Origin of the sequence: Pseudomonas sp. B21-056 (assembly GCF_026016325.1) — a bacterium.
Taxonomy (GTDB): domain Bacteria; phylum Pseudomonadota; class Gammaproteobacteria; order Pseudomonadales; family Pseudomonadaceae; genus Aquipseudomonas.
In genome coordinates this window covers 5,315,909-5,339,818 of the sequence record NZ_CP087203.1, presented here as the reverse complement: position 1 = coordinate 5,339,818, position 23,910 = coordinate 5,315,909, and the positions used below count along the sequence as shown (strand labels likewise).

21 protein-coding genes, 1 tRNA gene and 1 pseudogene are annotated in these 23,910 nt (G+C 61.2%); 11 read left to right on the top strand and 12 right to left on the bottom strand.

All coding sequences use genetic code 11. The annotated features are described in order from the left end of the window. Positions 1–117 precede the first annotated feature (117 nt). From mksF to mksB, 3 genes are read right to left on the bottom strand one after another with little or no spacing between them, the layout of a single operon-like run. Positions 118–2,958, bottom strand: coding sequence for an Mks condensin complex protein MksF (gene mksF, locus LOY67_RS23210; protein WP_265064611.1), 2,841 nt, complete (start codon positions 2,956–2,958; stop codon positions 118–120). Continuing rightward, positions 2,955–3,656 (bottom strand): Mks condensin complex protein MksE, encoded by a 702-nt coding sequence (gene mksE, locus LOY67_RS23205; RefSeq protein ID WP_265064610.1) that lies wholly within the window; start codon positions 3,654–3,656, stop codon positions 2,955–2,957. Before mksE ends, mksF begins: the two co-directional genes overlap by 4 nt. Further along, on the bottom strand, positions 3,646–4,923 hold the full coding sequence (gene mksB, locus LOY67_RS23200) for an Mks condensin complex protein MksB (RefSeq protein ID WP_139644713.1): 1,278 nt from the start codon (positions 4,921–4,923) through the stop codon (positions 3,646–3,648). Before mksB ends, mksE begins: the two co-directional genes overlap by 11 nt. Positions 4,924–5,103: 180 nt before the next feature. On the opposite strand from mksB, the gene LOY67_RS23195 reads away from it, so the two are divergent. Together LOY67_RS23195 and rimI are read left to right on the top strand one after the other, a co-directional pair. Then, entirely contained in the window at positions 5,104–5,889 is a 786-nt protein-coding gene (locus LOY67_RS23195; protein WP_265064609.1) for an energy transducer TonB, read from the top strand. Continuing rightward, positions 5,882–6,334: a ribosomal protein S18-alanine N-acetyltransferase gene (rimI, locus tag LOY67_RS23190; RefSeq protein WP_047701427.1), complete on the top strand. Its 453-nt coding sequence runs from the start codon at positions 5,882–5,884 to the stop codon at positions 6,332–6,334. The genes LOY67_RS23195 and rimI overlap by 8 nt, the downstream gene beginning before the upstream one ends. Before the next feature lie 184 nt (positions 6,335–6,518). Here the strand turns inward: rimI and LOY67_RS23185 are convergent, their stop codons facing one another. Then, complete coding sequence (locus LOY67_RS23185; protein WP_265064608.1) at positions 6,519–6,923, bottom strand: serine kinase/phosphatase; 405 nt, start codon at positions 6,921–6,923, stop codon at positions 6,519–6,521. Between the two features lie 131 nt (positions 6,924–7,054). Here LOY67_RS23185 and can point away from each other — a divergent pair, with 131 nt between their 5' ends. Further along, positions 7,055–7,699, top strand: a complete 645-nt coding sequence (can, locus tag LOY67_RS23180) for a carbonate dehydratase (protein ID WP_041023284.1) — start codon at positions 7,055–7,057, stop codon at positions 7,697–7,699. 11 nt (positions 7,700–7,710) lie between these two features. Here can and LOY67_RS23175 read toward each other — a convergent pair whose 3' ends face one another. The 3 genes from LOY67_RS23175 to LOY67_RS23165 all read right to left on the bottom strand — a co-directional run bounded on the left by LOY67_RS23175 (position 7,711) and on the right by LOY67_RS23165 (position 11,142). After that, the gene (locus LOY67_RS23175; RefSeq protein WP_265064607.1) at positions 7,711–8,238 is read right to left on the bottom strand and encodes a lysine methyltransferase; all 528 of its coding nucleotides are present in this window, start codon (positions 8,236–8,238) and stop codon (positions 7,711–7,713) included. 213 nt (positions 8,239–8,451) lie between these two features. Next, complete coding sequence (locus tag LOY67_RS23170) at positions 8,452–9,612, bottom strand: hypothetical protein (protein WP_265064606.1); 1,161 nt, start codon at positions 9,610–9,612, stop codon at positions 8,452–8,454. Positions 9,613–9,723: 111 nt separating this feature from the next. Beyond that, positions 9,724–11,142: a short-chain fatty acid transporter gene (locus LOY67_RS23165; protein WP_265064605.1), complete on the bottom strand. Its 1,419-nt coding sequence runs from the start codon at positions 11,140–11,142 to the stop codon at positions 9,724–9,726. A 95-nt stretch (positions 11,143–11,237) separates the two neighbouring features. Between LOY67_RS23165 and LOY67_RS28690 the strand changes: the two are divergent. The 4 genes and pseudogenes from LOY67_RS28690 to LOY67_RS23145 form a co-directional block, all read left to right on the top strand. Next, positions 11,238–12,137, top strand: a pseudogene (locus tag LOY67_RS28690) (PAS domain-containing protein); the annotation flags it as partial. 108 nt (positions 12,138–12,245) lie between these two features. Then, positions 12,246–12,677, top strand: coding sequence for a methyl-accepting chemotaxis protein (locus LOY67_RS28685; RefSeq protein WP_413776228.1), 432 nt, complete (start codon positions 12,246–12,248; stop codon positions 12,675–12,677). A 93-nt stretch (positions 12,678–12,770) separates the two neighbouring features. Beyond that, positions 12,771–13,325 carry a DUF2975 domain-containing protein gene (locus tag LOY67_RS23150; RefSeq protein ID WP_265064604.1) on the top strand — a complete coding sequence of 185 codons (555 nt, stop codon included), beginning with the start codon at positions 12,771–12,773 and terminating at the stop codon, positions 13,323–13,325. Positions 13,326–13,332: 7 nt separating this feature from the next. Beyond that, positions 13,333–13,551: a helix-turn-helix domain-containing protein gene (locus LOY67_RS23145; RefSeq protein ID WP_265064603.1), complete on the top strand. Its 219-nt coding sequence runs from the start codon at positions 13,333–13,335 to the stop codon at positions 13,549–13,551. A 17-nt stretch (positions 13,552–13,568) separates the two neighbouring features. Here LOY67_RS23145 and ggt read toward each other — a convergent pair whose 3' ends face one another. The 3 genes from ggt to LOY67_RS23130 all read right to left on the bottom strand — a co-directional run bounded on the left by ggt (position 13,569) and on the right by LOY67_RS23130 (position 17,911). Continuing rightward, complete coding sequence (ggt, locus tag LOY67_RS23140) at positions 13,569–15,410, bottom strand: gamma-glutamyltransferase (protein ID WP_265064602.1); 1,842 nt, start codon at positions 15,408–15,410, stop codon at positions 13,569–13,571. A gap of 263 nt (positions 15,411–15,673) precedes the next feature. Continuing rightward, positions 15,674–15,750: transfer RNA gene (locus LOY67_RS23135), tRNA-Met, on the bottom strand. A 103-nt stretch (positions 15,751–15,853) separates the two neighbouring features. After that, positions 15,854–17,911 carry a methyl-accepting chemotaxis protein gene (locus tag LOY67_RS23130; RefSeq protein WP_265064601.1) on the bottom strand — a complete coding sequence of 686 codons (2,058 nt, stop codon included), beginning with the start codon at positions 17,909–17,911 and terminating at the stop codon, positions 15,854–15,856. 483 nt (positions 17,912–18,394) lie between these two features. Between LOY67_RS23130 and LOY67_RS23125 the strand changes: the two genes are divergently transcribed. Next, positions 18,395–19,966 (top strand): TerC family protein, encoded by a 1,572-nt coding sequence (locus LOY67_RS23125; RefSeq protein ID WP_265064600.1) that lies wholly within the window; start codon positions 18,395–18,397, stop codon positions 19,964–19,966. On the opposite strand, the gene gcvA is transcribed toward LOY67_RS23125, so the two are convergent. After that, positions 19,848–20,813, bottom strand: a complete 966-nt coding sequence (gene gcvA / locus LOY67_RS23120) for a transcriptional regulator GcvA (RefSeq protein WP_265064599.1) — start codon at positions 20,811–20,813, stop codon at positions 19,848–19,850. The two genes, LOY67_RS23125 and gcvA, sit on opposite strands and share 119 nt — an antisense overlap. Before the next feature lie 93 nt (positions 20,814–20,906). On the opposite strand from gcvA, the gene LOY67_RS23115 reads away from it, so the two are divergent. From LOY67_RS23115 to LOY67_RS23105, 3 genes are all read left to right on the top strand, one after another. Then, positions 20,907–21,515, top strand: coding sequence for a LysE family translocator (locus LOY67_RS23115; protein WP_265064598.1), 609 nt, complete (start codon positions 20,907–20,909; stop codon positions 21,513–21,515). Between the two features lie 67 nt (positions 21,516–21,582). Beyond that, positions 21,583–22,026 (top strand): DUF3592 domain-containing protein, encoded by a 444-nt coding sequence (locus LOY67_RS23110; RefSeq protein ID WP_265064597.1) that lies wholly within the window; start codon positions 21,583–21,585, stop codon positions 22,024–22,026. A 2-nt stretch (positions 22,027–22,028) separates the two neighbouring features. Beyond that, a complete protein-coding gene (locus LOY67_RS23105) occupies positions 22,029–22,613 on the top strand; it encodes a hypothetical protein (RefSeq protein WP_265064596.1) in 585 nt (194 codons plus the stop codon). A 183-nt stretch (positions 22,614–22,796) separates the two neighbouring features. On the opposite strand, the gene ychF is transcribed toward LOY67_RS23105, so the two are convergent. Then, entirely contained in the window at positions 22,797–23,897 is a 1,101-nt protein-coding gene (gene ychF / locus LOY67_RS23100) for a redox-regulated ATPase YchF (RefSeq protein WP_024778156.1), read from the bottom strand. Positions 23,898–23,910: the final 13 nt, after the last annotated feature.

Here is a 23,910-nt window from a genome sequence, read left to right as displayed (position 1 = left end):
GTGGGAGCGAGCCTGCTCGCGATGGCAGCGGTACAGTCGATACAAGTGCTTCAGACATCCCAATAAAAAGGCCGCGATCCAATGGATCGCGGCCTTTTCGTTTCCCCGAGACTTACCTCACACCGGATCCAGCTCCGGCTCATCGGCCTCTACATTCACCGTGGCCTTCACCACATCATGACGACGGATGTACTTCCAGTCCGCTTCGTCGATGTAGATACCGTTCGGGCCGCTGCCGCCTTCCAGGTCGATGGCGACACTGGCACAGACCTGCGGTTTCACGCTGGCGAGGATCGGCACGAAGCCCAGTTGCAGGCTGGTTTCCAGCAGCGCTGCCTGGTTCTTTTCATCGATGTCCGCCGCTTCATCCAGGTAGTACGGCAGGCGCACGCGACCGGCCTGCTCGCGGTCCATCAAGTGCAGCAACAGGTACATGTTGGTCAGGGCCTTGATAGTCATGGTGGTGCCGTTGGAGGCCGCGCCATCGATGTCGGTATGGATCACTGGCTGGCCGTTGACCTTGGTGATCTCGAAGGCCAGTTCGAACAGGTCCTTGAGGCCGAGCTGGTTGTGGTTCGCCGCCACCAGGCGCGCCAGGTACTCCTTGGCTTCTTCGTTCTTGTTGTCCTGCTCCGCGCTCTGGCTGAGGTCGAACACCGACAGGGTTTCGCCTTCCTCGTATTGACCGGCGCTGTGGATGATCTGGTCGATGTGCTTGAGCGCTTCCTTGTTCGGCGCCAGGACGATGCGGAAGCTCTGCAGGTTGGACACCTGGCGCTTGTTGATCTCGCGGTTGAACAACGCCAGCTGGTGCTCAAGGCTGTCGTAGTCGCTGCGGATGTTGCGCAGGGTCCGGGCGATGTCGGTCACCGCCGCACGGCGGGCCTTGCCCAGGGTCAGGGCTTCGTCGGTACGGTGGGCATAGGCGTTGATCAGCAGTTGCAGACGCCGCTCCATGTCGTCTTCGCTGTCGAACTTGGCCACGCCCTTGAGACGCACTTGGGCATACAGCGCTTCGATCTGGCCGTCGACCCGCAACAGGCCTTGCCAGCTGTCCTGGTAGTCATTGAGCAATGGCAGCAGGTTGTCCATGGAGTCGTCGACCGGGTCCATGAACGGCGTACCGAACGGCAGGTCCGCTGGCAGCAATTGACGGCGGCGCAGGGCGTCGTCGAGGGTGCGTTGCTTGGCTTCCATGTCGGCGATCTGCCGGCCCACCAGTTGCAACTTGGCGGAGAGCTGCTGGACGCGTTCGGTGAAGGCATCGCTGGAGCGCTTGAGTTCGTCCTGGGCGGCTTCCATCTGCGCCAGTTGCTCGAGCTTCTCGCCTTCTTCGGCACTCAGGGTCTGGCTGCGCCGGAAGTCTTCCAGGGCTTTCTGTGCGTCCAGGACCTGCTGATACAGCGCTTCGGTCTGGGTCTTGCTCGCCGCACGGTCGGCCGCCACGGCTTGCTGGGTCTTGAGCTGTTTGAGTTCTTTTTCCAGGCGCTCTTTCTGGTCCCGCAATGCGGCACGGTCGGCCAGGGCTTGCAGGGCCGGTGGCTCGATGTGGGACAGGTCGATGGACAGGCCCGGCACTTCGAAGCGCTCACCCTTGAAGCCGTCGAGGATCAACTCCATGGATTTGACCCATTCGCCGTTCTCGTCCAGCGCGATGCCGTGTTCGCCCAACGGCAGGCTGAACAGGGCGCTGTTGAACAGGCGCATCAGGCGTTCGACGTCCTGCTGCGAGAACTCTTCGCGCAGGCGGGCGTAGCTGTTGTTGTCAGCGTGATCGAGTTGCTGCTTGACCGACTTCAGGCGTTTTTCCAGATCCCGCAGACGCTCTTCCAGGTCTTCGGCGCTGAACTGCCGGGACTGGGCCAGGGCGCCGGCCAGTTCGTCGTGGGCGTCCTTGGCGGCGAGCAGTTGCTGCTCCAGGACCTTGACGTCATCCACCAGGGCGAACCGATGCTTGAGCACCGACAGTTCACCGAGCCAGCGCTGGATGCCAGTGATTTCCCGCTCCAGGCGCATCAGCTCCTGGGTACCGCCACGCTGGTCGTTTTGCAGTGAGTCCTGTTCGTTGCGGTAGTGTTCGGCCTGAATGGTCAGCTCTTCCTTGCGCGCCCCGGCGTAGTCCGACCAGGTGCCGAGCAGCGAATCGAGCAGCGGCGACAGGCGATGCAGTTTTCCGCGCAGGACATCGCGCTGCTTCACGCCATTGGCCAGGGCTTCCACCAGCGGGCCGGCGGCCACCAGGGAGTTGTAGTCCTGCTCCATGCGTCGTACGTCGCGGAAGGCTTCTTCGCATGCGGCGATGTAGTCCACGCTCCCGGAACGCAGGCTGTGCTCGAAGGCGTCGAGAAACAGCTGCTTGAGCTTGGCCGCGGTGATTTCGCGCATGTGCAGCAGGTTGATGAACAGCGCCCGGAACGTCTTGAGGCTTTGCTCGCTGGTGGAGCGCAGCGGAATCAGCGTCAGGTCCAGGGGAATCGAGGTGTGACCGCCCACCAGCAGGCGCCGCAGTTCATCAGGCTTGAGTTCGTAAGCCTTGAGACCTTCGCGCTCCAGGTTGGTGAACAGCTCTTTCTGGCGCAGGCAGGTGTCGTTTTTCTGGTAGTGGGCCAGGTCCAGTTTGCCGGCGTAGGCAAAGAACTGGTGACCGAAACCACCGCCGGGGCCGCGACCGACCACGCCGATCACATGCGGGCCGTGGGGCAGGGCGACTTCGACGAGGATGTAGCTGGTGTCCGACGCAAAGTAGAAACGCCGGGATTGTTCCAGGCTGTACTTGCCGAAGCTCATGTCCGACATGCGCGCCAGGATCGGGAACTGCAAGGCGTTGATCGAGGCGGATTTACCGAGGTTGTTCGCGCCGTACACCGATAGCGGTTCTTCCAGCGGGAACAGGCCGAGGCTGTAGCCAGCCGTGTTCAAAAGGGCGAAGCGGCGGATGCCGTAGCGTTCCTGGCTCATGCGTCGGTCTCCTGTTCTTCGGCAATGGCTCGGGCCAGTGCGTCTTCTTCGCTTTCGTCTTCAAACGGCGCCAGATCCAGTGGATCTTCGGTTTGCAGCAGCTTTTCGTCGCTGTCTTCGTCGATCAGTATCGGCGCCGGCAACGGCAGCACGCTGTGCACGCTGGCCGCCAGGTCGCGGTCCTGCTGGACCGACAGGCAGACGTCAAGGAAACGGTGCATCGGCGGCAGGAAGCGGTACACACCGTTGTCTTCGCTGGCGAAGCCCAGTTGGGTCATGCGACGCATGATTTTTTCTTCCAGCTCCTCCTGGGTCTGCACTTCGGCCTGGATGAACAGGTCGCGGTACTTCTCCAGCAGCGATGGCAGCTCATCGCGGCCCAGGCTGCCACCGTCGAGCACGGCAATCGGGTCGCGGCCCTGGTCGGCCAGGTGTTCGACGAGGATGAAGGTGAACAGCGCCAGGCGCTGGGCGGTCTTGTTCACCGCCGCAGCGGCCAGGTCCGGTACGAAGTAGTAGAAACCACGGGTATCGCACACCAGTTCGAAGCCCAGGGCTTTGAACAGCGTGCGGTACTGGTCCTGGAAATTCGACAGTTGCGCGTACAGCTCCGGGTCGCGGCGGCTGACGTGGTAACCCTTGAACAGCTCGCGAAAGATCGGCGCCAGCTGGGACAGTTCGGATAGATCAAGATGCATGGGGGATGCTCGCAGAATCCTCGGCAGCGTCGCGGGCCGAGAGCAGGGCGAAGGAGCGCAGGCTGACCTGATGCTCGTGGGTGTGGTATTCGCGGCGTTCCAGACGCTCGCGCTTGAAGCGTTTTTCCCGCGACAGGCGCGAGAACCAGTACAGCAATTCGTCGGTGGCGCCGTCCGGCTCCTGTTCCAGCAGCCAGACCATCAGGTCCGGCAACGGCAGGGCGTCTTCGCAGCGCTCGACCATCTCGCGCACGGTGCGCGGCGCCCGCGGGGCATCGCCGCCCTTGTGGGTCTTGTGGGACTTGGGGAAGCGCGCCGGTTTCGGTTCGAAACGGGCCAGGGCGTAGACATAGGCTTCAACCTGGCTGGCGCTGCCGAGGAAGGTGCTTTGCGGCCGGGTGAACAGCGGCATGGCTGCCTGGGGCACGGCATCGATGCCTTTACGGCGGATGGCGGCCAGGGCCAGGGCTGCGCCACGGGTCACGGCGTTGTGGCGGCGGGCCTCTTCGCGCAGCGGCAGGAGCAGTTCACGGGCATGGCGCAGGGTCAGCTGGGCGCTGGTCTGCATCTCGAGAATACGTGCGTGGGTACGCAGCAGCATATCGTCGTCCACCAGATGGCCGAGGCGCTGCTGCTCGGTGAGCATGCGCAACAGTACGTTCTCGACCTTGCGCACGCCTTGCTCGAACGCGCCATCGGCGTTCACCAACTGGATCATCGGCTCGACGTACTCGTCCCAGGTTGCCAGCACCTCAGCGTAGCGCTGACGCAGGGGGATCTGCCGGTCGCTGGTCTTGGCCCGTTCGGCCACGGCCACCAGGGCCTGCTCATCGTTGGCGAGCTTCTTCAGCACGTCGCGCACACGCATGTCCAGCAGGCGCAACTGGCGGGCAAGGTCGTTGCCGTCGCGCACGTCAAACGCATCCTGGATGTAGCCGGCCAGGCGTTCGAGGTGGCGCAGGTAGGCTTCGATCTCCAGGCACAGGCCCAGCCGGTGTTCGCGGCGCAGGTAGGCGAGGAAGTCATGGATCTGGGCGTTCAGCTCGAAGCGGTTCGGGCTTTTCGCCACCGGCACGAGGATGTCCAGGCGGATCCACACGTCCAAAAGGTTGGTGATGTCCTGGGGCGTGCTGTCCAGCTGTTGGGCGGCCAGTTGTGAACGCAATTCGTTGAGGCTCAGGGTGCCCTGGTCGAAGTGCTCGCACAAAGGTTCCAGCAATGCCCAGTGTTCAGCGAGGGCGCGCAAGACGCGCTTGGGTTCGATCATCGCAATGGCCGTCGGGTTGGCAATTAAAAGGGGCGATTGTACTGCATCGGGCCGGTTGCGATTCACCCCTGAGACGGACTGTCGTCTGTATTGCCCAACTATTGACTCAACAGGGAAGCGATCCGCGTCGAAGGGCGGTAGAATCCCTCCCACTTTCAGTTATCCACAAGTGGCCGACCCTTGCTTATCGAGTCCCGTCGCCGCGCTTATCTGACCGCCATGCAGGTGGTCAATTGGCTGCCGCGCACCGAATTGCCGTTCGCCGCCCCGTCGCGGCCCGAGCTGCTGGAAATGCCCGAGCCGGCAGAACTGGCGCCGGTTGCGGCGGCGCCTCTGGCCCGGACCGTTGCCGAGCCGGCAGCACCTGTGGCCGAACGGCCGAAAATCGAGGTGCCACGGCCGAGCCTGGCCTCGACCCGCACCGGTGCCAAACCGGTGGAAGAAGCGCAAGAGGCGCCGGCCCCGGCCAGGGTCGCCCCGGTCCCGCCGCCGCGTTTCGCCCTGCAATTGTTGCGTGCCGGACGCTGCCTGCTGCTGGTGGAACTGCCCACCGGCGAGCCATTCCAGAGCCGAGACCCCGCGTACCTGCTGCTCAAGGACATGCTGCGCGCCGCCGGTCTGCCGGACAGCCCACAGATAGTTGGTGAACCGGTGCGCTGGCCGCTGTTGTCCCGTGGGACGATGGACCAGGGACCGGAAGCGGCCCGGGATTTCGTCCAGGGTTTTGTTTCGGCGCGGCTCGAAGAGGCGCCCTGTGCGTGTCTGTGGCTGATCGGTCTGCCGGCGGTGAAATTTGCCGGCGAGGCGGACGCGCAAGCGTTCAATCGCGAATTGCAGGTCGAAGGGCTGGGAGTGGCCTGGGCAATACCGGGCCTGGAACTGTTAATGGAAACGCCACAGCACAAGGCTGAAGTCTGGCAAGCCATGCGCCGGCTGATGGCGCGCTGGAAAGAATCGAATGAGTGACGCTGTTTCGTTTCGCCCGATGACCGAGGCGGACCTCGATGCCGTGCTGAAGATCGAATACGCGGCCTACAGCCACCCCTGGACCCGAGGGATATTCCTCGATGGGCTGGGCAAGTACCAGATCTGGCTGATGTTCGAGGGGCAGCAGCAGGTAGGGCATGGCGTGGTGCAGATCATTCTTGACGAGGCGCACCTGCTCAACATTACCGTCAAGCCGGAAAACCAGGGCCGGGGGCTGGGACTGCGCCTGCTGGAGCAGCTCATGTCGATTGCCTACAAGGCCGAGGCCCGGGAGTGCTTCCTGGAAGTGCGCGACAGTAACCGCACGGCGTTCCGGTTGTACGAGCGCTATGGCTTCAACGAGATCGGCCGGCGGCGGGATTACTATCCGGCGGTGGGTGGGCGTGAAGATGCGGTGGTCATGGCTTGTACATTGGTGGATTGAGCTGACTGGTCTACTGCTTTCGCGAGCAGGCTCGCTCCCACAGGGGATTTCTGTGGGCCTTGAATAGCTGATCAACCCCGAGCCCTCTGTGGGAGCGAGCCTGTTCGCGATGACGGAGTGTCAGTAGACATACAGGTTCCTGACCCACCGCCATCGCGAGCAAGCTCGCTCCCACAGGCTTTCGTTACCGCTTGCCATCCAGTGGGTCGATATCAGCCATCTCGGCCTCGTCCAACCCGTCACCCCCGCCAATGTCATTTTCATCCACCACGCTCAGGTCCCAATCGGCCTGCTCGTCGCCGCCGGCCTCGTGGGCATCCCGGGCGCCGTCTTCGCGGATCAGCGTCTCGGGGCTCATGTCATCGTCGGTTGGTTGATGATCATCCGTCGACGCACCGGTCATGCCGGCCTCGCGGACGCGTTCACGGGGCATCAATTGTTCGCGTTCGTTTTCCGGCAGTTCGTCACCGATCTTCGCGCTGGGCTCATCCTCATCGAATTCCAGTTCATGCATCGAACCCATGCGGTCTTCATTGTCATCGATGGGCTCCGGTTGCGCCGCATCGAAAGGACGTCGTGAATCATTCATGGCTATTCTCCTACATTGGGCCTTACTGGATGGACCGGTAGCCGTGCCGAGAATTCCAACGGCATTATCGAAGTGACCTCGACAGCCACTGCGTTGTCAAAGTTGCGCACTGTTCTCGAGGGCAAGACAGCATGAACGAACTACAAGATCTGATTGATAACAACGCGCGCTGGGCCGATGCGATCAAGCAGGAGGATCCTGACTTCTTCGCCAAGCTGGCTCGTCAGCAAACCCCTGAATACCTGTGGATCGGCTGTTCCGATGCGCGGGTGCCGGCCAACGAAATCGTCGGCATGTTGCCGGGCGATCTGTTCGTGCACCGCAACGTGGCCAACGTGGTGCTGCACACTGACCTCAATTGCCTGTCGGTGATCCAGTACGCAGTGGACGTGCTCAAGGTCAAACACATCCTGGTCACCGGCCATTACGGCTGTGGCGGCGTGCGTGCCTCGATGCAGGATCGCCAGCTGGGCCTGATCGATGGCTGGCTGCGCTCCATTCGCGACCTGTATTACGAGCACCGCGAAGCGTTGGCCCAGCTGCCGACCGAAGAGGAGCGTGTGGACCGTCTGTGCGAACTCAATGTGATCCAGCAGGTCGCCAACGTCGGCCACACCAGCATCGTGCAGAACGCCTGGCATCGCGGGCAGAAGCTGTCGATCCATGGTTGCATCTACGGCATCAAGGACGGGCGCTGGAAAAGCCTGGACACCACGATCAGCGGTTTCGAGCAACTGCCGCCGCAGTATCGGTTGCGTCCGGTGGGCGCGCCCTGATCTGACTGGCGTCAGTCGCGATGACAGCGGCGGCGCCAGTGCTTCAGGAACTTCATGCCCTGTTCGTTGGGCGGTTCGTCATAGCCGGTGATCCAGCCATGGCAATTGGACGAACCGCACCGACAGGCAAACTGCCGATAGAGTTTCTGTTCGGTACTGGCGTGATCCATCGTCAGGCAGTCACCGGCGTGGATGGGCGTCAGCGCCCATAACCACAGTTCGCTCATGTCGAGAAAGACATTCGGGTTGCAGGAGTGCCGCAGCAACCCGGCGAAGTGCGGGTCATACATGTGTATGTCCGGCAGGATCTGCAATGTGTGCGGGCGGCGTCTTCCTACCAATAGCCCCGATACCCTGCACATCCGCTCCATGGGAGCGAACTTTTTCCGCGCGACAACCGCGTTGGCGCGCCCATTGGGCGTGCGCAGTACTTCGAAATCACGGACAGACGGGTAACCCAGGCGGAGGCTGAGTGCTTTTTCCGGGTAAATGCAGTTCTGGTCCTGCGAAAAGGCTTTATCTGCAATGAAGATGGTCATGACGGTCCTTGTCGGTGCTGGCCGACTTGCTGGCGTTGGCATCCTGCCAACGGTCGTGATTGACCCGCGTAGCTTCGTCCAAGTCGAGCGGGACATCTACTGTCAACTCTGACAGGCGCCAAAGGCGCTTTTCTGCGTGAGTGAAGGCTTACAACATCGAGGCGCAAGCCCGTGGCGAGGGGGCACGCTCCCTCGCTACAAAGCCTTTTGGGGTTATACCGGCTCAGATGGCAGCGGCATGGGCACCTTCAATTGTGGGAGTTGCGACTTGATTGCAGGCGTCTCGCATTTTTTCGCCGCGTCCGCCGGCGACAGCTTGCGAATCGAGGTGTAGAACAACTCGCAGGTTGTTTCCTTTTGCGTGACCTGCCAGGTCTGCGTGCACTGGTTCAGTTGAGTGGTTGGATCGCTGCTTGGCTTGCTGCCCATGCCGGCTTGCCAGCAGGCAGCGCTCAGGTCCTGGCCCATGACCTTCAGGCCCGCCGCATCTGCCTTGGCCTCGTCGCCGCCATAGCTTTCCGGGTCGGCGGCGTACCAGATGTAGCTCGGGTGGTTGGAACCCAGGACCGGAACCTTGACGCCCGCGGCGGGGGAGATGGTCGCCAGGCCGAGCACCGCCACGGTCTGGCCGTATTGGGTCTTGATCCAGTTCCGCACGGGGGCGCCAAACGCCACCATCGGCAACGCGGTCCCGCCGGCGCCCTGGCTGACTTGCTTGACCATGGTGGTCTGGTAGTCGTTGAAGTAATCGTAGACACCTTCCAGCGTCGTGCCGGCATTGGAGGGGGCCGCGATGGGGGCGATGTCGATGATGGTCTGGTAGGCCGGCGTCTGGTCGGCGGCAATGCCGTTGGCCGTCAGCAGGGTGGCCCAGCGATCCGTGGTGGCTGATTCCAGATAGTCCTGGGCCTGGGTCAGGGAGTAATCCGGCGGGAAGTGCAGCAGTTCGACACTCTTGCGGTTTTCCAGGGCCATGCCCAACGGCAGGAACAGGTACCAGTTGTAGGCCCATTTCTTGTCGTCGTTGAGTTTCGTGGCGCCCTTGTACGCCAGGTCACCGGCATCGAGCAGCTTGCTCAGCGGTTGGCCATAGGCCTTCGGCACGCCGCTGATGTGGGCGTAGATTTTACCGTTGTCGCGCTTGACGCTGACCTTGGCCGTGCCATAGCCGTCACGTTGAACGCTTTGGGTCAGGTAATGTTCGACGGTCTGTTCCAGCGTCCAGTTGCGGAAGCAGATGACGTTGCAGTTGTTGGGATAAGCGAAGAGGCGGGTGACGCGTTCGGTACTGCCAAGCTGTACATCGATGTCGGCCGCGTGGACGGTGGCACTCAGGGCCAGGGCGGCGAGGGGAAATACTGCGAGTTTAGACATGCTCAGATCCTTTTCAGCGTTGGAGCCCTTCGAACAGGGCGCCCCCATACTGAAACAGACCGAGCCGAAGAAAAAGTGGGCCGAGGTAAATATCGGCCCTTTTTTATGGCTTTATGGCATCACGGGCGGTAAATAGGTCAATGTCGTCCCCAGCGCCCATAACAACACCAGCACCAAGGGTGTATGCACCAGCAGTTGCACGAAGGAAAAACCGATCAAATCCCTCGCCTTCAGTCCCAACACACCCAGTAGCGGCAGCATGTAGAAAGGGTTGATGAGGTTCGGCAACGCTTCGGCGGCGTTGTAGATCTGCACCGCCCAACCGAGGTGGTAGTTCAGGTCGTTGGCCACCTGCATGACGTAGGGCGCTTCGATGATCCACTTGCCTCCACCGGAAGGAATGAAGAAGCCCAGGACCGCCGAGTAGACCCCCATCAACAAGGCGTAGGTGTCATGGGAGGCGATCTGTACGAAAAAGGTCGAGATATGGTGGGCGAGTGTCTGGGCATCGCTGCCCTTGACCGTGGTCAGCAGCGCGGCGATCGAACCGTAGAGCGGGAACTGGATCAATACGCCGGTAGTGGTCGGTACCGCGCGGGCCACGGCATCGAGAAAACTGCGTGGACGCCAGTGCAGCAACGCGCCGAGCATCAGGAACAGGAAGTTGTAGGTGTTGAGGCCCGAGATCGCGCTGATCGCCGGTTTGCTCGAAAACTCATGGAACAGCCAGCCGGCGGCCAGCAGCACCAGGGCAATGGTCAGCAGCGGGCTGTGCTCCAGCCATTCCCCGGGGCGGGTGCGGGGTTGCAGGGCTGGCATGCTGAAGCTGGGATCGATTCCGCATGCGGCGGCGTCACGGGCGCTGTTCGGGCCTGGAGCGGTCGCGTAGGCAACCAGCAGCGAAATGACGATCAGCGCCAGCAGCATCACCCCGGACTGCCAGAGGAAAATGGTCTGGGTGAATGGAATGACGCCGGTGATCGACAGGATCGACGGCGGCAGGCTGGCCGGGTTGGCTTGCAGTTGCGCGGCCGACGACGATAACCCCAAGGCCCATACCGCGCCGAGGCCCAGGTAAGCGGCGGCACCGGCGGCGCGATAGTCCATCTTCAGGTCGGTGCGGCGGGCAAGGGCGCGCACCAACAGGCCGCCGAAGACCAGCGACAGGCCCCAGTTGAGCAATGAGGCAACCATGGAGATCAGCGCCACCCAGGCCACTGCGGAGCGCCCGTTCCTGGGGATACGTGCCAGGCGATCGATCAGCCTGACGGCGGGCGGCGAGCTGGCGACCACGTAGCCACCGATCACGACGAAGGCCATTTGCATGGTGAACGGAATCAGGCTCCAGAAGCCATCGCCGAACGCCATGGCCGCGGCCGTCGGCGTGGCGCCGATGAACTGCGTTGCCAGCGCGACCACCAGCACCGCCAGCGCGGCGAAGACCCAGGAGTCGGGAAACCAGCGCTCGGCAAAACTGGAGCAGCGCAAGGCGAAGCGGGCGGAGCGGCTGTCTTGGATGTCGGTGGTCACGGCGATTACCTCGATGCTTATGATTGGTTTTATGGGGACGGGTATCTGGAGCGGTGAGCCCCGACAACGGTAGAACAAACCACTGACCATGAAAGATGGGCCAGGGTTCGCGAGCGCCCCACAAACGCCAGGCCGACCAATGGCACTCTTCAGAAAAAAGTCGCCGGGCCGATGGCATGAGAACAGCCTTCAACTCTCCTGCCAGTCGGAGCATGCCTATGTTCAATCACCGCTTGAAGCAGGAGCTGACGGCTCTTCGCCAAGAACTGTCGAGTCTCATGCAAGTAAAGGAAAGCCTGGACCGCGAAATGCTGGCGCTCACCCTCGATGCCGAGGGACGGGTGCAAACGGTCAATCAGAAATTTCTCGATGAAATGCACTACAAGAGCCAGGATCTCGTCGGCCGGACCTTGGAAGACCTGGTGCCGGCCTACTTGAAGTCCAACGAGTTCCAGCGTCGCTTCAAGTCGGCCTTGTCCCGTGGCGAGCATTTTTCCGGTGCTGTGCGCCTGCTGCGGGGCAACGGCAAGGAAGCCTGGTTGCGTTCGATTCTTCAGCCTGTAAAAGGGGCAGATGGGCGAGTCCGTTATTTCTCGATGTACTCCAACGACCTGACCCGCACCATCGAAGGTTCTCGCGAGCATGAAAACCTCATCGGTGCGTTGGTGCGTTCAACGGCGGTGATCGAGTTTGACCTGGACGGTCACGTCCTGACAGCCAATGATCGTTTCCTCAACGCCATGGGCTACAACCTGGCGCAGATCAAGGGCAAGCATCACCGCACCTTTTGCGAGCCGGAGGAATACAACAGTTCCGCCTACCAGCAGTTCTGGAAGCGCCTGAACAGCGGAGAGTTCGTCGCCGGCCGCTTCAAGCGCCTCGACAGCAGCGGTCGTGAAGTATGGCTGGAAGCGTCCTACAACCCGGTGGTCGACGCTAACGATCGACTGTACAAAGTGGTCAAGTTCGCCACTAACATCACCGACCAGGTCAACCAAGAAAAAGCCGTCGCCGTGGCGGCCAACATCGCCTACAGCACTTCCCTGCAAACCGACAACAGTGCCCAGCGCGGTACTACTGTAGTGACCCAGGCCGTGGACGTGATGCGCGACCTGGCCCGGCACATGCAGACCGCCGGCGAGGGCATCGAGGCCCTGAACGAACAATCCATGGTGATCGGCACCATCGTCAAGACCATCAGCGGCATCGCCGAACAGACCAACCTGCTGGCGCTCAACGCGGCCATTGAAGCTGCCCGTGCCGGCGAACAGGGCCGAGGCTTTGCGGTGGTGGCCGACGAAGTGCGGCAATTGGCGTCGCGTACCAGCCAGGCCACCGATGAAATCGTCGGGGTGGTCCGCCAGAACCAGGACATGGCACGCAACGCCGTGTCGTTGATGACGGACGGCCAACACCAGGCCGAACAAGGCCTGGCCTTGGCAGCCGAGGCGGGGACGGTGATTGTCGAGATCCAGGACGGGGCGAAGAAGGTGGTCGATGCCGTGAGCCAGTTTGCGAACCAGCTGTCGACCTGATGCATTCGTTATTGTTTTTTACATATTAATTATTGTTATGCGATAATTTCGTGGCTATGTTTGGCGCTCCCTTGACTCTATTGGAGCCCTGACATGTGTTCGAATCGTCTCGCCCTGTACAGCCAGCGCATGGCTGCCATCACGCTTGTTTTCATTGTCGCGATGATGGCCGTCAACGCTGCTGCCTGGCTGTTTCCTGATATTGCGTCAAAATACGGCCTGGGCTTTTCCCTGACCGAGCGGCAGTTGTCCAGTTTGCCCGGTGGAGCGATGGGGTTGACGGGCTGGCAACGTCTTGGCGGGATTCTGTTGTCCAGCGTACCGCTGCTGGCGCTGGCGGTCGGGTTGGTCAACCTGCGACAGCTCTTCAGGCGCTATGCCCAGGGGCAATATTTTTCCAGTGAAGCAGCGGTTTATCTGGGAAACGCAGGTCGCGCGGTCGCGCTGTGGGTGTTGCTGGATTTTCTGTGCGAGCCGTTTCTCAGCTTGCTGGTCACGATCAACGCGCCGGTCGGCGAGCGATTGCTGACCATCAGCATCACCGCGCCGTCCTTCGTCGCTTTGTTCCTGGCAGCCTGTATCGCAATCATTGCCCGGATACTGTCCCAGGCCAGTGAAGTCGACTCAGAAAACAGAACCTTCGTTTGAGATACCCATGCCTATCGTTATTCAACTGGATGTGATGCTGGCGACACGCAAGGTCAAATCCAAGGACCTTGCTGCGGCAATCGGCATTACGGAAGCCAACCTTTCCCTGTTGAAGCAGGGAAAGGTAAAGGGCATACGCCTGGCGACGCTAGAGGCCATCTGCTGCTACCTGCAATGTCAGCCCGCCGACCTGCTGGTGTATCAACCTGAGGACGAACAGTCATGAGGGAGCCAGGTAGCCGCTCAGTCCCCCAGTGCCTCCCCTTCACGCCGAGGATCCGCTCCCCCAGCGAGTGATGTTTTCCCTTGCGCGTCACGCACCCGGACTATCGCCTGGGTGCCGCTGGTCATGTCGATCTCGCTCACCGTGTGGCCTTTGTCTTTCAGTGCCTGGATCAATGCTGGACTGAATTGGCCCTGTTCCAGCTCGGTGGGGCCATTGCGACTGCCGAAGTTGGGAAGGTTGATCGCGGTTTGCGGGTCCAGGTTCCAGTCCAGCAGGCCGATCACCGATTTGGCCACGTACTCGATGATCTGCGAGCCCCCCGGCGAGCCGACAGCGGCCAGCAGCTCACCGTTCTGACGGTCGAAAATCAGCGTCGGTGCCATGGATGAGCGTGGGCGTTTGCCGGGTTCGACGCGGTTGGCGACTTTTTGTCCATTCTCTTCAGGGATGAACGAGAAGTCGGTCATCTGGTTGTTGAGCATGAAACCCTGGACCATCACATGTGAGCCGAATGCCGATTCCACTGTGGTGGTCATGGACACGGCGCCGCCCTGGTCATCCACTGCCACCACTTGCGAGGTGGAAATACGCAGCGGCGAGCGGTCTGGCGCGTAGGCTACCTTGATGCCCGGCGGCGTACCGGGTTTGGCGACGCCCATGCTGCGCGGGCCGATCAGACCGGCGCGGCCTGCCAGGTAACCAGGGTCGACCAGTCCCTTGACCGGTACGGGGATGAAGTCCGAATCGGCGACATACTGGGCGCGGTCGGCGTAGGCCAGGCGTTCGGCTTCGGCGATCAGATGCACCGCTTCAGGCACAGGTTCGATTCCGGCGGGTTTATCGCTCTTGATGGGTTTCAAGGGCGCGAGGGCGGCGTGGCTGTCGCGTTGTTCCAAGGCCTGCAAGGTCCCGAGAATCTGCGCTACGGCGATCCCGCCGGAAGAAGGTGGGGCCATGCCGCAGACCTGCCAGCGCTTGTAGTCGGTACACAGCGGCGCACGCTCCCGGGCGGTGTAGCCTTTCAGGTCGTTCAGCGAAAGGCTGCCAGGGTTGGTGTGACCCTGTACCTTGGCGACGATTTCCCGGGCCACCGTTCCTGCGTACAACGCGTCGGGACCTTCGTTGGCGATACGCTTGAGCACACCGGCCAGTGCCGGATTCTTCAGCCGTGTGCCGACGGCTTTCGGGCTGCCGTCGGCATTCAGGAAGTAAGCGGCCATGTCCGGCGAGCCTGGCAGCGACGGGTCATTGGCAATCATCGAGTGCAGCCGGGGCGAGATCGTGAACCCTTGCTCCGCCAGCTTGATGGCCGGTTCGAACAGCGTTGCCCATTTCAAGCGCCCGTGTTTTCGGTGTGCCAGCTCCAGCGCACGCAACACACCCGGCGTGCCGACCGAACGGCCACCGATCTGTGCGGCGGTAAACGGCATGGGTTTGCCATCGGCCTGCAGGAAAAGTCGCTCGGTAGCGCCGGCCGGTGCCGTTTCACGACCGTCGTAAGTACGCACGGCCTTGCCGTCCCACAGCACGATAAACGCACCGCCACCGATGCCTGAAGACTGTGGTTCCACCAGCGTCAAAACCGCCTGCATCGCAATCGCCGCGTCGATGGCCGAGCCCCCGCGCCGCAACATCTCCCGCCCGGCTTCGGCCGCCAGAGGGTTGGCTGCGGCGGCCATGTGTTTGGCGGCGTGGCGGGTCTGGAGGTCGGTGCGGTAGCCGGAGGCGATTTCCGGTGCGGTGGGTAATGTGGGTGTGGAGGAGGAGGGGGGAGTCTTACAAGCAACAAGGGTAAGAGCGACAGCCAGCAGCGAAACGGCTGACAGGCGATGCAGGTTCGGTTTGAGATTTGTAAGCATGTGTCGCTCCATCCGTGGGCCAGGGAATTGAGAGCGACTGTAGCGATGGGAGGCGTATGGCGCAAATCAACCGGATCCTTTGTGTAGGAGCTGCCGAGCGAAGCGAGGCTGCGATCTTTCTCCAGGCGATTGAGTCTCAAGCGAAAGATCAAAATCAAAAGATCGCAGTCTGCGGCAGGTCCTACATGGGAGCGGTGTGGTGCCGGTACTTTTCTCAAGGCATAAAAAAACGGCTTATCTTTCGATAAGCCGTTTTTAGTACTTGGTGGCTACACAGGGACTTGAACCCCGGACCCCAGCATTATGAATGCTATGCTCTAACCAACTGAGCTATGTAGCCAAGTGGCGCGCATTATTCGCCGGTAGCGAGGATGTGTCAAGCGTAAATCTGAAATATTTCTCTGCGCTTTCAACCGCTTATCCATCCTCGCCGCAAATGCCCATCAACTGAGCTGAAATCTCCCTGTATTCGCACTCAGCGCCTGGCTTCCCTGGCTCAGGGTATCCGCCGCGAGGTTCACCGCCCGTGCGCCGTCCAGCAAGCGCATGGCGGCCTGATCGACCTGCTGGATATTGCCGCTGACCTCGTCGGCCGTGCTGGCCTGTTCGTCCACGGCGGTGGCGATCTGCGCCAGGGTATCGGTGACGCTTTGCACGGCGCTGGCGATTTCTCCCAGGCGCTCGCCCAGGCTGGTGACAGCTTGCGCATCGGTCTGTGCCTGTTCGCAGGCGGCTTGCATCAGGCTGACCGCTTCATTGACCGTTGTGCGCAGGCTGTCGACTGTGCCCGCGATCTGCTGGGTGGAGGACTGGGTACGCTGCGACAGGCTGCGGACCTCATCGGCTACCACCGCGAAACCACGCCCCTGTTCCCCGGCGCGCGCCGCTTCGATGGCGGCGTTGAGGGCCAGCAGGTTGGTCTGCTCGGCCACGCCACGAATGGTGTCGACCACCAGTTGGATCTGTTGCCCCTGTTCGCTCACCCGGCCCAAGGCGGCGGCGGTGTCGTTGAGTCGCTGGTTGAGCTGCTGGATGCTCGCGGTCGTGCGCTGGCTGTCGCGGCTGCTGTCGGCGGCGATGCGCCGGGTCTGCTGGGCGCTGTCGGAGGCCTGTTCGCAACTCTTCGCCACGCCTTGGGAAGTTGCAGCCAGTTGTGTGGCGGCGGCGGCGATCTGGCTGATCTGCATCTGCTGGGCTTCGACTTCTCCCAGGGCACCGCTGGAGTGGGTGTTGAGGGTGCGCACGGCATTGCTTACCTGCGATGTCTCGTGATCGACCCCCTGCAGGCTGTTGCGCAATTGCACCACGGCGACGTTGAGGGCGGTACTGATCGCCGCCAACTCGTCGCGTCCTTGCACCGGCACTTGCAGGCTGAGGTTACCGTCACGCAGGGCTTCGGCCAGCAAGGTGATGCCGCTGGCGCTGCGGCGGATGGACGCTTGCAGGCAGATAAAAAGGTAGAGTGCCGCCAACACCAGGCAACCCAGCACTGTCGCCACCAGTGTGAACTGACGGATCGCCGTGCTGTGGTAATGATTCAGCCGTGTATCCAGGGCCACCAGGGATTGCTGGCGCAGGGCGGCCAGATCGGACAGCAGGGTGTCCAGGTGTTTCTCGAAGTCTTCCGGCTTGAGGCTGATGGAGCCGCCGAACACGCCGTCATCCAGCACTTTCAGTTCGGCGTCCAGGTGCTTGAGACTGCCTTGATATTGGCCGGCCCAGGTTTGCAGATCGCTGGGCAGGCGTGCCTCCAAAAGCCCACCGGTCTTGAGCAATTGATCCCGGGCGTCGCCGATGCGGCTGCGCAGGTCCCGCAGTTGCAGGCGGCTCTGCAGGGTGAACTGGCCCGACACCACCGAGGCCTGGCCGACGCTGGCCAGGCGTCCGACCCGCTCGATCAGTTCGGGGGTCTGCTGGGTCGAGATCTGGGTCAGCAGATAGGTTTCGAGCCAGGAGGCGAGGGTCAGGCGATTGTCCATCACGATCTGTTCACGCAGGGCCTGCAATGCACTGAGGGCCGCGGTGAAGCGGTCGTAACCGTCCGGCCACCAACCCACGGTGCCCAGGCTTTTCGAGTCCAGGCCCTTGAGGCTGTTCTGCAAGGCCTGGTAGCGGGCAAGGATGTCGGCTTCGGCGCCTTCGGCCTGCAAGGTGGCGTTCAGGTCATCGGCGGCCTGGTTGAGGGCCGGTTGCACGGCATCGAAAGCCGCCATCGCGGCAAGGGTGGCGGGCGTGGGTTGCCGATTGGTTTCCGTGGCTCGCCAACGGGCGGCGCGGTTGCGCTGGGCGGTGAGCAGGTTGTCCAGGTTATCCAGAGCCAGCAACTGGCGGACCCCGGCACGCTCCCCGGAAATCAGGCTGAGTTGATCGCGATAGTCCTGGCCGATGATCCACAGGCTGCCCATGAGCGGCAGGATGAAAAGCAGGAACAACAGCTGGAATTTACCGGCGAAGCCGAAACGTCCCAGTAATCCGATGCCCGGTGATAGAAAAGCCTGCATGCCCATACTCCCCTGAACACCCTTGCACCGATTTTGTGCGTTTCTACACAAATGCCGAAACAGGTGTTCTTTTAAAAGGCCTCGGAAGTTCGCCCTGGTTCGCTCTGTAGGCGGGCTCTGTAGCGAAACTTCCCATTCTCGGTCCCCTTTGTAAGAGGCCGCGTTATAACGATTAACAAGGCAAGATTCAGACCATGGCGTTGCGCTATCACCTTGTAAGCGGACAATTTTTCAAGGTGGGTAGCGAGCTAAGAGGATAGTCGCCGCACCAAAAAATGGCACAGCTCGGTTGGCAGCGCAGGGGGGGCTTGTCAGATCCTGTAATGATTCGCTTCGTATGAAGCATCCTGAAATTCTGTAGGATTTTTATCCCAAATCACTTTCAGGTCGATATGAACACCCCCATGGAGCCTCCCAGTAGCTTTTCGCCTCCCCTACGCTGCATCCATCTGACGAAATCCTTCCGAGGGGGCGAATAACCCCATGGAATGGATCGTTGACCCCACGGCCTGGCTTGGCCTGCTGACGCTGATCGTGCTGGAGCTGGTGCTCGGTATCGATAACCTTGTTTTCATTGCCATCCTGGCCGACAAACTGCCGCCCGAGCAGCGTGACCGTGCCCGTATCATTGGCCTGTCCCTGGCGTTGCTGATGCGTCTTGGCTTGCTGGCCAGCATCTCCTGGATGGTGACCCTGACCGAACCGTTGTTCGAGGTCTTCGACAAGACGTTCTCGGGCCGAGATTTGATCATGTTGTTCGGGGGTGTGTTCCTGTTGTTCAAGGCCACCATGGAGCTGCATGAGCGACTCGAAGGCCATGTGGCCCAGCGTTCGGGTAATGCGGCCTACGCGATGTTCTGGCCAATCGTGGCGCAGATCGTCGTGCTGGATGCGGTGTTTTCCCTGGATGCCGTGATTACTGCCGTGGGCATGGTGGAGCATTTGTCGGTCATGATGATCGCGGTGATCTTCTCCATAGGCCTGATGATCGTCGCGAGCAAGCCGCTGACGAACTTCGTCAACGGGCACCCGACCGTCATCATGCTCTGCTTGGGCTTCCTGATGATGATCGGTTTCAGCCTCACCGCCGAGGGCCTGGGTTTCCACATTCCGAAAGGCTATCTCTACGCCGCGATTGGCTTCTCGATCCTGATCGAACTGTTCAACCAGGTGGCTCGCTCCCGTCGCAAGAAGAGCCTGCAAGGTCGTCGTCCCATGCGCCAACGTACCGCCCATGCGGTGATGCGTTTGTTGGGCGGCCACCGGTTGGACGCCGATGAGGTGGGTGAAGAAATTGCCGACATGCTTTCGGGCGATGAAGCCGAGCCGGCGTTCGACCGACGCGAACGCGTCATGATCAGCGGCGTGCTTCAGTTGGCGGAACGCCCGATACGCGGGGTCATGACCCCGCGTGCGGAAATCGATCACCTCGATCTGGCCGATGATCCAGACGAGATCCGCACGAGGCTGATGCACTCGTCGTACTCCAGGCTGCCGTTGATTCGCAATGGTCAGGTTGATGAGCCGTTGGGGTTCGTCCACAAGAAAGAGCTGCTCAAGGAGCTGTTGGCGGGGCATGAGCCAGATCTGCAAGCCATGGCCCGCAAGGCAATCAACTTGCTGGACAGTTTCACGATTCTCAACGCCCTGGAACAGATGCGTAAGGAGTCGACGCACATCGCTTTTGTGGTGAACGAGTTCGGTGACTTCGTGGGCCTGCTCACCATGACCGACATCCTCGAATCCATCGCCGGTGAGCTGCCCGATGCCAGTGAAATCGAAGGTCCGAACATCGTGGCCGAGGAGGGTGGTTTTCTCATCAACGGTGCGCTGAACCTCAGCCAGATTCGCGAGCAAACGGGCTTCCAGGCGCAAGCCACCGAGGACTATCAGACCCTTGCGGGATTGGTCATGAGTCTGCTGGATCGCTTGCCGGTCATTGGCGATGAGCTCCGTTGGCAGGCATGGCGCATGACGGTGGTAGAGGTTCAGGAGCGCCGGGTGACGAGGGTGCTGTTGCGTCCTGATGGATATGAGACAGCATCCAGTCGATAAACACCTGGGTTTCGGCCGGTGCGTCCTGGGAGACGCCGTAGTAGTAACGGATCAATGGCAGGCGCAAGGAAGGGAACAGGCAGGTCAGTCGCCCTGTGGATAAATCCCTGCCCAGCAATGAGGCCGGACACAGCGCGGCACCCAGGCCATCGACGGCGGCTTGCAGCACCAGATGCATATGGTCGAACTGCAAGGTCGGTTGAGTGCGCAACTGAGCGATACCTGCGTACTTGGCCCAGTCCTGCCAGTCGCTGCTGCGAGTTCTGCCGGTCAGCAGCGTGTGCTGGAGCAGATCGTTGGGGCTGTCCAGCGGCTGGCTTTGCAGCAGCGACGGGGCGGCGACCAGTAGCAGTTCATCTTCCAGTAATACATGGGGTTGAACATTGGCCGACCACCCGGACTGTCCGCGGCGAATCACGACGTCAAATGCTTCGCGCGATTGATCCGGTGACAGGGTGCTGGTGATCACTTCAGGTTGAATATCCGGATACAGCGCCATGAAGTTTGGCAACCGCGGGATCAACCAGCGCACCGCGAACGATGGGCGCACATTGATCGTCACTTTGCGCCGTGAAGCGCCCCGGGTCAGGGCGGTCGCGGCATTGGCAATCTGCGCCAGGCCCATGCTGACCTGTTCATAGAACGTCTGGCCGGCCGGCGTGAGGACGGATTGACGGGTTCGGCGCTCGAAAAGTAGTACCCCCAGGTGCTCTTCGAGCAGCTTGATATGACGGCTGACAGCGCTGTGGCTGACATGCAGTTCTTCAGCCGCACGGCTGAAACTCTGATGGCGAGCGGCAGCGGCGAAGGCACGAACGGCGTTCAAGGGGGGTAGGTCGCAAATCATGTGTCTAATTTAGTCATATCACAGGTGCAATTAAAGCGTTTGTCAGCGACGCCCCTTCACACCACTCTGAGCGCCACTGCTTTGGAGTGTTTCATGGTTAATTACGGACTGTTTCTGATTCTGGCCACCCTGACCGTGCTCAGCCCGGGCCCGGGGGTGGTGCTGACGATTTCCAACGCTTTGCGCCATGGTTGGAGCGGTGCATTGCCCGGCATCTTCGGCATCGCGCTGGGGGCGTTTGTGGTAGCGGCTGCTTCCGCCACCAGTGTCGGACTGATCCTTGCTACATCCGCCACCGCGTTCACCGTCCTCAAATACGTCGGTGCACTGTACCTGTTGTACCTTGGGGTCAAGATGTGGCGCATGAGGCGTTTCATCCCGGAACTCAAGGTCACGTCGTCGCGTCCGTGGCGACGATTCGTCGGAGCGCTGTCGATCCAGCTGTTGAATCCCAAGGCTGGTTTCTTCTTTCTTGCCGTCTTCCCCCAGTTCATCAAACCGGGGGATGACTACTACAGCCAGTTCTTCCTGCTGGTGTCCTCCTATGGCTTGCTCGTCGTACTGGTTCATACCGGATATGCCCTTATGGCCAACGGTGTCAGGGGCTGGCTCTCCACGAAGAGGGGCGCAGGGATCGTTGGCAAGCTGTCGGGTACTACCTTTTTCTGCTTTGGAGTGTTGATGGCTTCGGCCAGCAAATGAGCGGACTTGGATAAAGCTTCTTGCTATCCTGAGCTCCCTCTTTCATGGACGAATACTGAGACCTGCCATGGCCAACCATCCCCCATCACGCCTCGGGAAGATATTGCGGGGCCTGCTGTTTGCCCTGATCGGTATCGGCTTGTTGGGCATTGCCGTCCACCTCACACTTGATCGACGCGAGTTCCTCGCTCACGCACAGATCGCCGATGGTGTCGTCAGCCACTTGAATGCCGGTGGCTCGCATCCCGAGATTGTCTTTACCACCGGCAGCGGTGAAAAAGTTTCCTACCCCCAGGGCGGTTTTATCTTCGGCTATCGACAGGACCAGCCGGTGCGGGTGCATTACTTGCCCGAGCAGCCGGCTGGCAGCGCCATCGTCGATGACCCGGCCGCACTCTGGGGCACCTCCGGGGTATTGGGCTGCATGGGCCTGGTGTTCGCCATTTTCGGTCTGCTGGAAGTCATCCGCCTGCGTGGTCGCGGTGCGGTTCATTCACATAAAGGACTTTGAACATGAGTTACAACATCCCGATCCCGGTCAATGAAAGCCGCTGGCAGTACCAGACCGCCAGCGGCGGCGGTCTGACCGTGGTGATGGTGGCGGGCAGTGGCGGTTCGATCATCCTGCGTTCGCCCCAGGGCGAGGACGTCAGCTACCGCTACGGCGGCGTAGGGGTGGGGGCCGGATTTGGCGCGCGACTGCCGCGTTTCGGCAAGATCAATATCCAGATAAAGGGCAAGAGCGTAGGTGCGGCCGGAGCGGCGGAGGCTTTCCCGAGTACCGGCAAGGTGTTTGTCAGCGACGCCCTGGTCGAGCGCGATCTGACCAGCGATGACATCACCGGGCCATGCATGTATACCGAAGTGGGGGCGGGTCTGGTGGTCGGCGGTTCGGCCACGGCGTTGTTGTTCGGGCTTGATCCCAAGTTGCTGGCGTTGTCGGTGGCGCTGAGTTCCAGCCCCGTGACCTCGATGGCTGCCACCATCGTCAACCGGCAATTGGTGCAGTCGGCGAAAGGGGCTCTGGTCATGGCGGGTATGAACGCTGGCCTGCAGGCCGGTGGTGGGGCGGCGATCTATATTGGCTATCTGTTCTAGTCAGCCATGACACCTGTGGGAGCGAGCCTGCTCGCGATAGCGGCGCAACAGTCAGCATCAATATCGCCTGACCCACCGCTATCGCGAGCAGGCTCGCTCCCACAGGGATGCTGCTCATGTCGGGCTAGTACAGCGCCCATGAAAAAGCCGCGAATCAACGCGGCTTTTTCGATACCCATAACGTCAGACGTTAAAGCGGAAGTGCATCACGTCGCCATCCTTGACGATGTATTCCTTGCCTTCCAGGCGCCATTTACCGGCTTCCTTGGCACCGGCTTCGCCCTTGTACTGGATGAAGTCGTTGTACGCGATCACTTCGGCACGGATGAAGCCTTTTTCGAAGTCGGTGTGGATCACGCCGGCGGCTTGTGGTGCGGTGGCACCGACGCGCACGGTCCAGGCGCGGACTTCTTCGACACCGGCGGTGAAGTAGGTCTGCAGGTGAAGCATTTCATAGCCGGCGCGGATCACACGGTTCAGGCCAGGCTCTTCCAGGCCCAGGGCCTCGAGGAACATGTCTTTCTCTTCGCCGTCGTCCAGCTCGGCGATTTCCGCTTCGATCTTGTTGCAGACCGGAACCACCACGGCACCTTCTTCTTCGGCGATGGCCTTGACCACGTCCAGGTGTGGGTTGTTCTCGAAACCGTCTTCAGCGACGTTGGCGATGTACATGACCGGCTTGGTGGTCAGCAGGTGGAAGCCCTTGATCACCAGCTTCTCGTCGGTGCTCATGTTCTTCATCAGGCTGCGCGCAGGCTTGCCTTCGGTGAAGTGAGCGATCAATTGCTCCAGCAGGCCTTTCTGGACCACGGCATCCTTGTCGCCACCCTTGGCGTTGCGGGCGACTTTCTGCAGTTGTTTTTCGCAGCTGTCGAGGTCGGCGAAGATCAGTTCCAGGTCGATGATCTCGATGTCGCGCTTCGGGTCGACGCTGTTGGAGACGTGAATCACGTTCTCGTCTTCGAAGCAGCGCACCACGTGGGCGATGGCATCGGTTTCACGGATGTTGGCCAGGAATTTGTTGCCCAGGCCTTCACCTTTCGAGGCGCCGGCAACGAGGCCGGCGATGTCGACGAACTCCATGGTGGTCGGCAGGATGCGCTTGGGGTTGACGATGGCCGCCAGTGCGTCCAGGCGCGAATCCGGCATCGGCACGATACCGCTGTTCGGCTCGATCGTGCAGAAGGGGAAGTTCTCGGCCGCGATACCGGACTTGGTCAGGGCGTTGAACAGGGTGGACTTGCCGACGTTAGGCAGGCCGACGATGCCGCAATTGAATCCCATGGTGTTTCCCCTC

Excerpts from the sequence above, each read along its gene's own strand:
- mksF (WP_265064611.1), bottom strand. The coding sequence starts at position 2,958 with ATGAGCCAGGAACGCTACGGCATCCGCCGCTTCGCCCTTTTGAACACG.
- mksE (WP_265064610.1), bottom strand. The coding sequence starts at position 3,656 with ATGCATCTTGATCTATCCGAACTGTCCCAGCTGGCGCCGATCTTTCGC.
- mksB (WP_139644713.1), bottom strand. The coding sequence starts at position 4,923 with ATGATCGAACCCAAGCGCGTCTTGCGCGCCCTCGCTGAACACTGGGCA.
- rimI (WP_047701427.1), top strand. The coding sequence starts at position 5,882 with ATGAGTGACGCTGTTTCGTTTCGCCCGATGACCGAGGCGGACCTCGAT.
- LOY67_RS23185 (WP_265064608.1), bottom strand. The coding sequence starts at position 6,923 with ATGAATGATTCACGACGTCCTTTCGATGCGGCGCAACCGGAGCCCATC.
- can (WP_041023284.1), top strand. The coding sequence starts at position 7,055 with ATGAACGAACTACAAGATCTGATTGATAACAACGCGCGCTGGGCCGAT.
- LOY67_RS23175 (WP_265064607.1), bottom strand. The coding sequence starts at position 8,238 with ATGACCATCTTCATTGCAGATAAAGCCTTTTCGCAGGACCAGAACTGC.
- LOY67_RS23170 (WP_265064606.1), bottom strand. The coding sequence starts at position 9,612 with ATGTCTAAACTCGCAGTATTTCCCCTCGCCGCCCTGGCCCTGAGTGCC.
- LOY67_RS28685 (WP_413776228.1), top strand. The coding sequence starts at position 12,246 with ATGCGCGACCTGGCCCGGCACATGCAGACCGCCGGCGAGGGCATCGAG.
- LOY67_RS23150 (WP_265064604.1), top strand. The coding sequence starts at position 12,771 with ATGTGTTCGAATCGTCTCGCCCTGTACAGCCAGCGCATGGCTGCCATC.
- LOY67_RS23145 (WP_265064603.1), top strand. The coding sequence starts at position 13,333 with ATGCCTATCGTTATTCAACTGGATGTGATGCTGGCGACACGCAAGGTC.
- ggt (WP_265064602.1), bottom strand. The coding sequence starts at position 15,410 with ATGCTTACAAATCTCAAACCGAACCTGCATCGCCTGTCAGCCGTTTCG.
- LOY67_RS23130 (WP_265064601.1), bottom strand. The coding sequence starts at position 17,911 with ATGCAGGCTTTTCTATCACCGGGCATCGGATTACTGGGACGTTTCGGC.
- LOY67_RS23125 (WP_265064600.1), top strand. The coding sequence starts at position 18,395 with ATGGAATGGATCGTTGACCCCACGGCCTGGCTTGGCCTGCTGACGCTG.
- gcvA (WP_265064599.1), bottom strand. The coding sequence starts at position 20,813 with ATGATTTGCGACCTACCCCCCTTGAACGCCGTTCGTGCCTTCGCCGCT.
- LOY67_RS23115 (WP_265064598.1), top strand. The coding sequence starts at position 20,907 with ATGGTTAATTACGGACTGTTTCTGATTCTGGCCACCCTGACCGTGCTC.
- LOY67_RS23110 (WP_265064597.1), top strand. The coding sequence starts at position 21,583 with ATGGCCAACCATCCCCCATCACGCCTCGGGAAGATATTGCGGGGCCTG.
- LOY67_RS23105 (WP_265064596.1), top strand. The coding sequence starts at position 22,029 with ATGAGTTACAACATCCCGATCCCGGTCAATGAAAGCCGCTGGCAGTAC.
- ychF (WP_024778156.1), bottom strand. The coding sequence starts at position 23,897 with ATGGGATTCAATTGCGGCATCGTCGGCCTGCCTAACGTCGGCAAGTCC.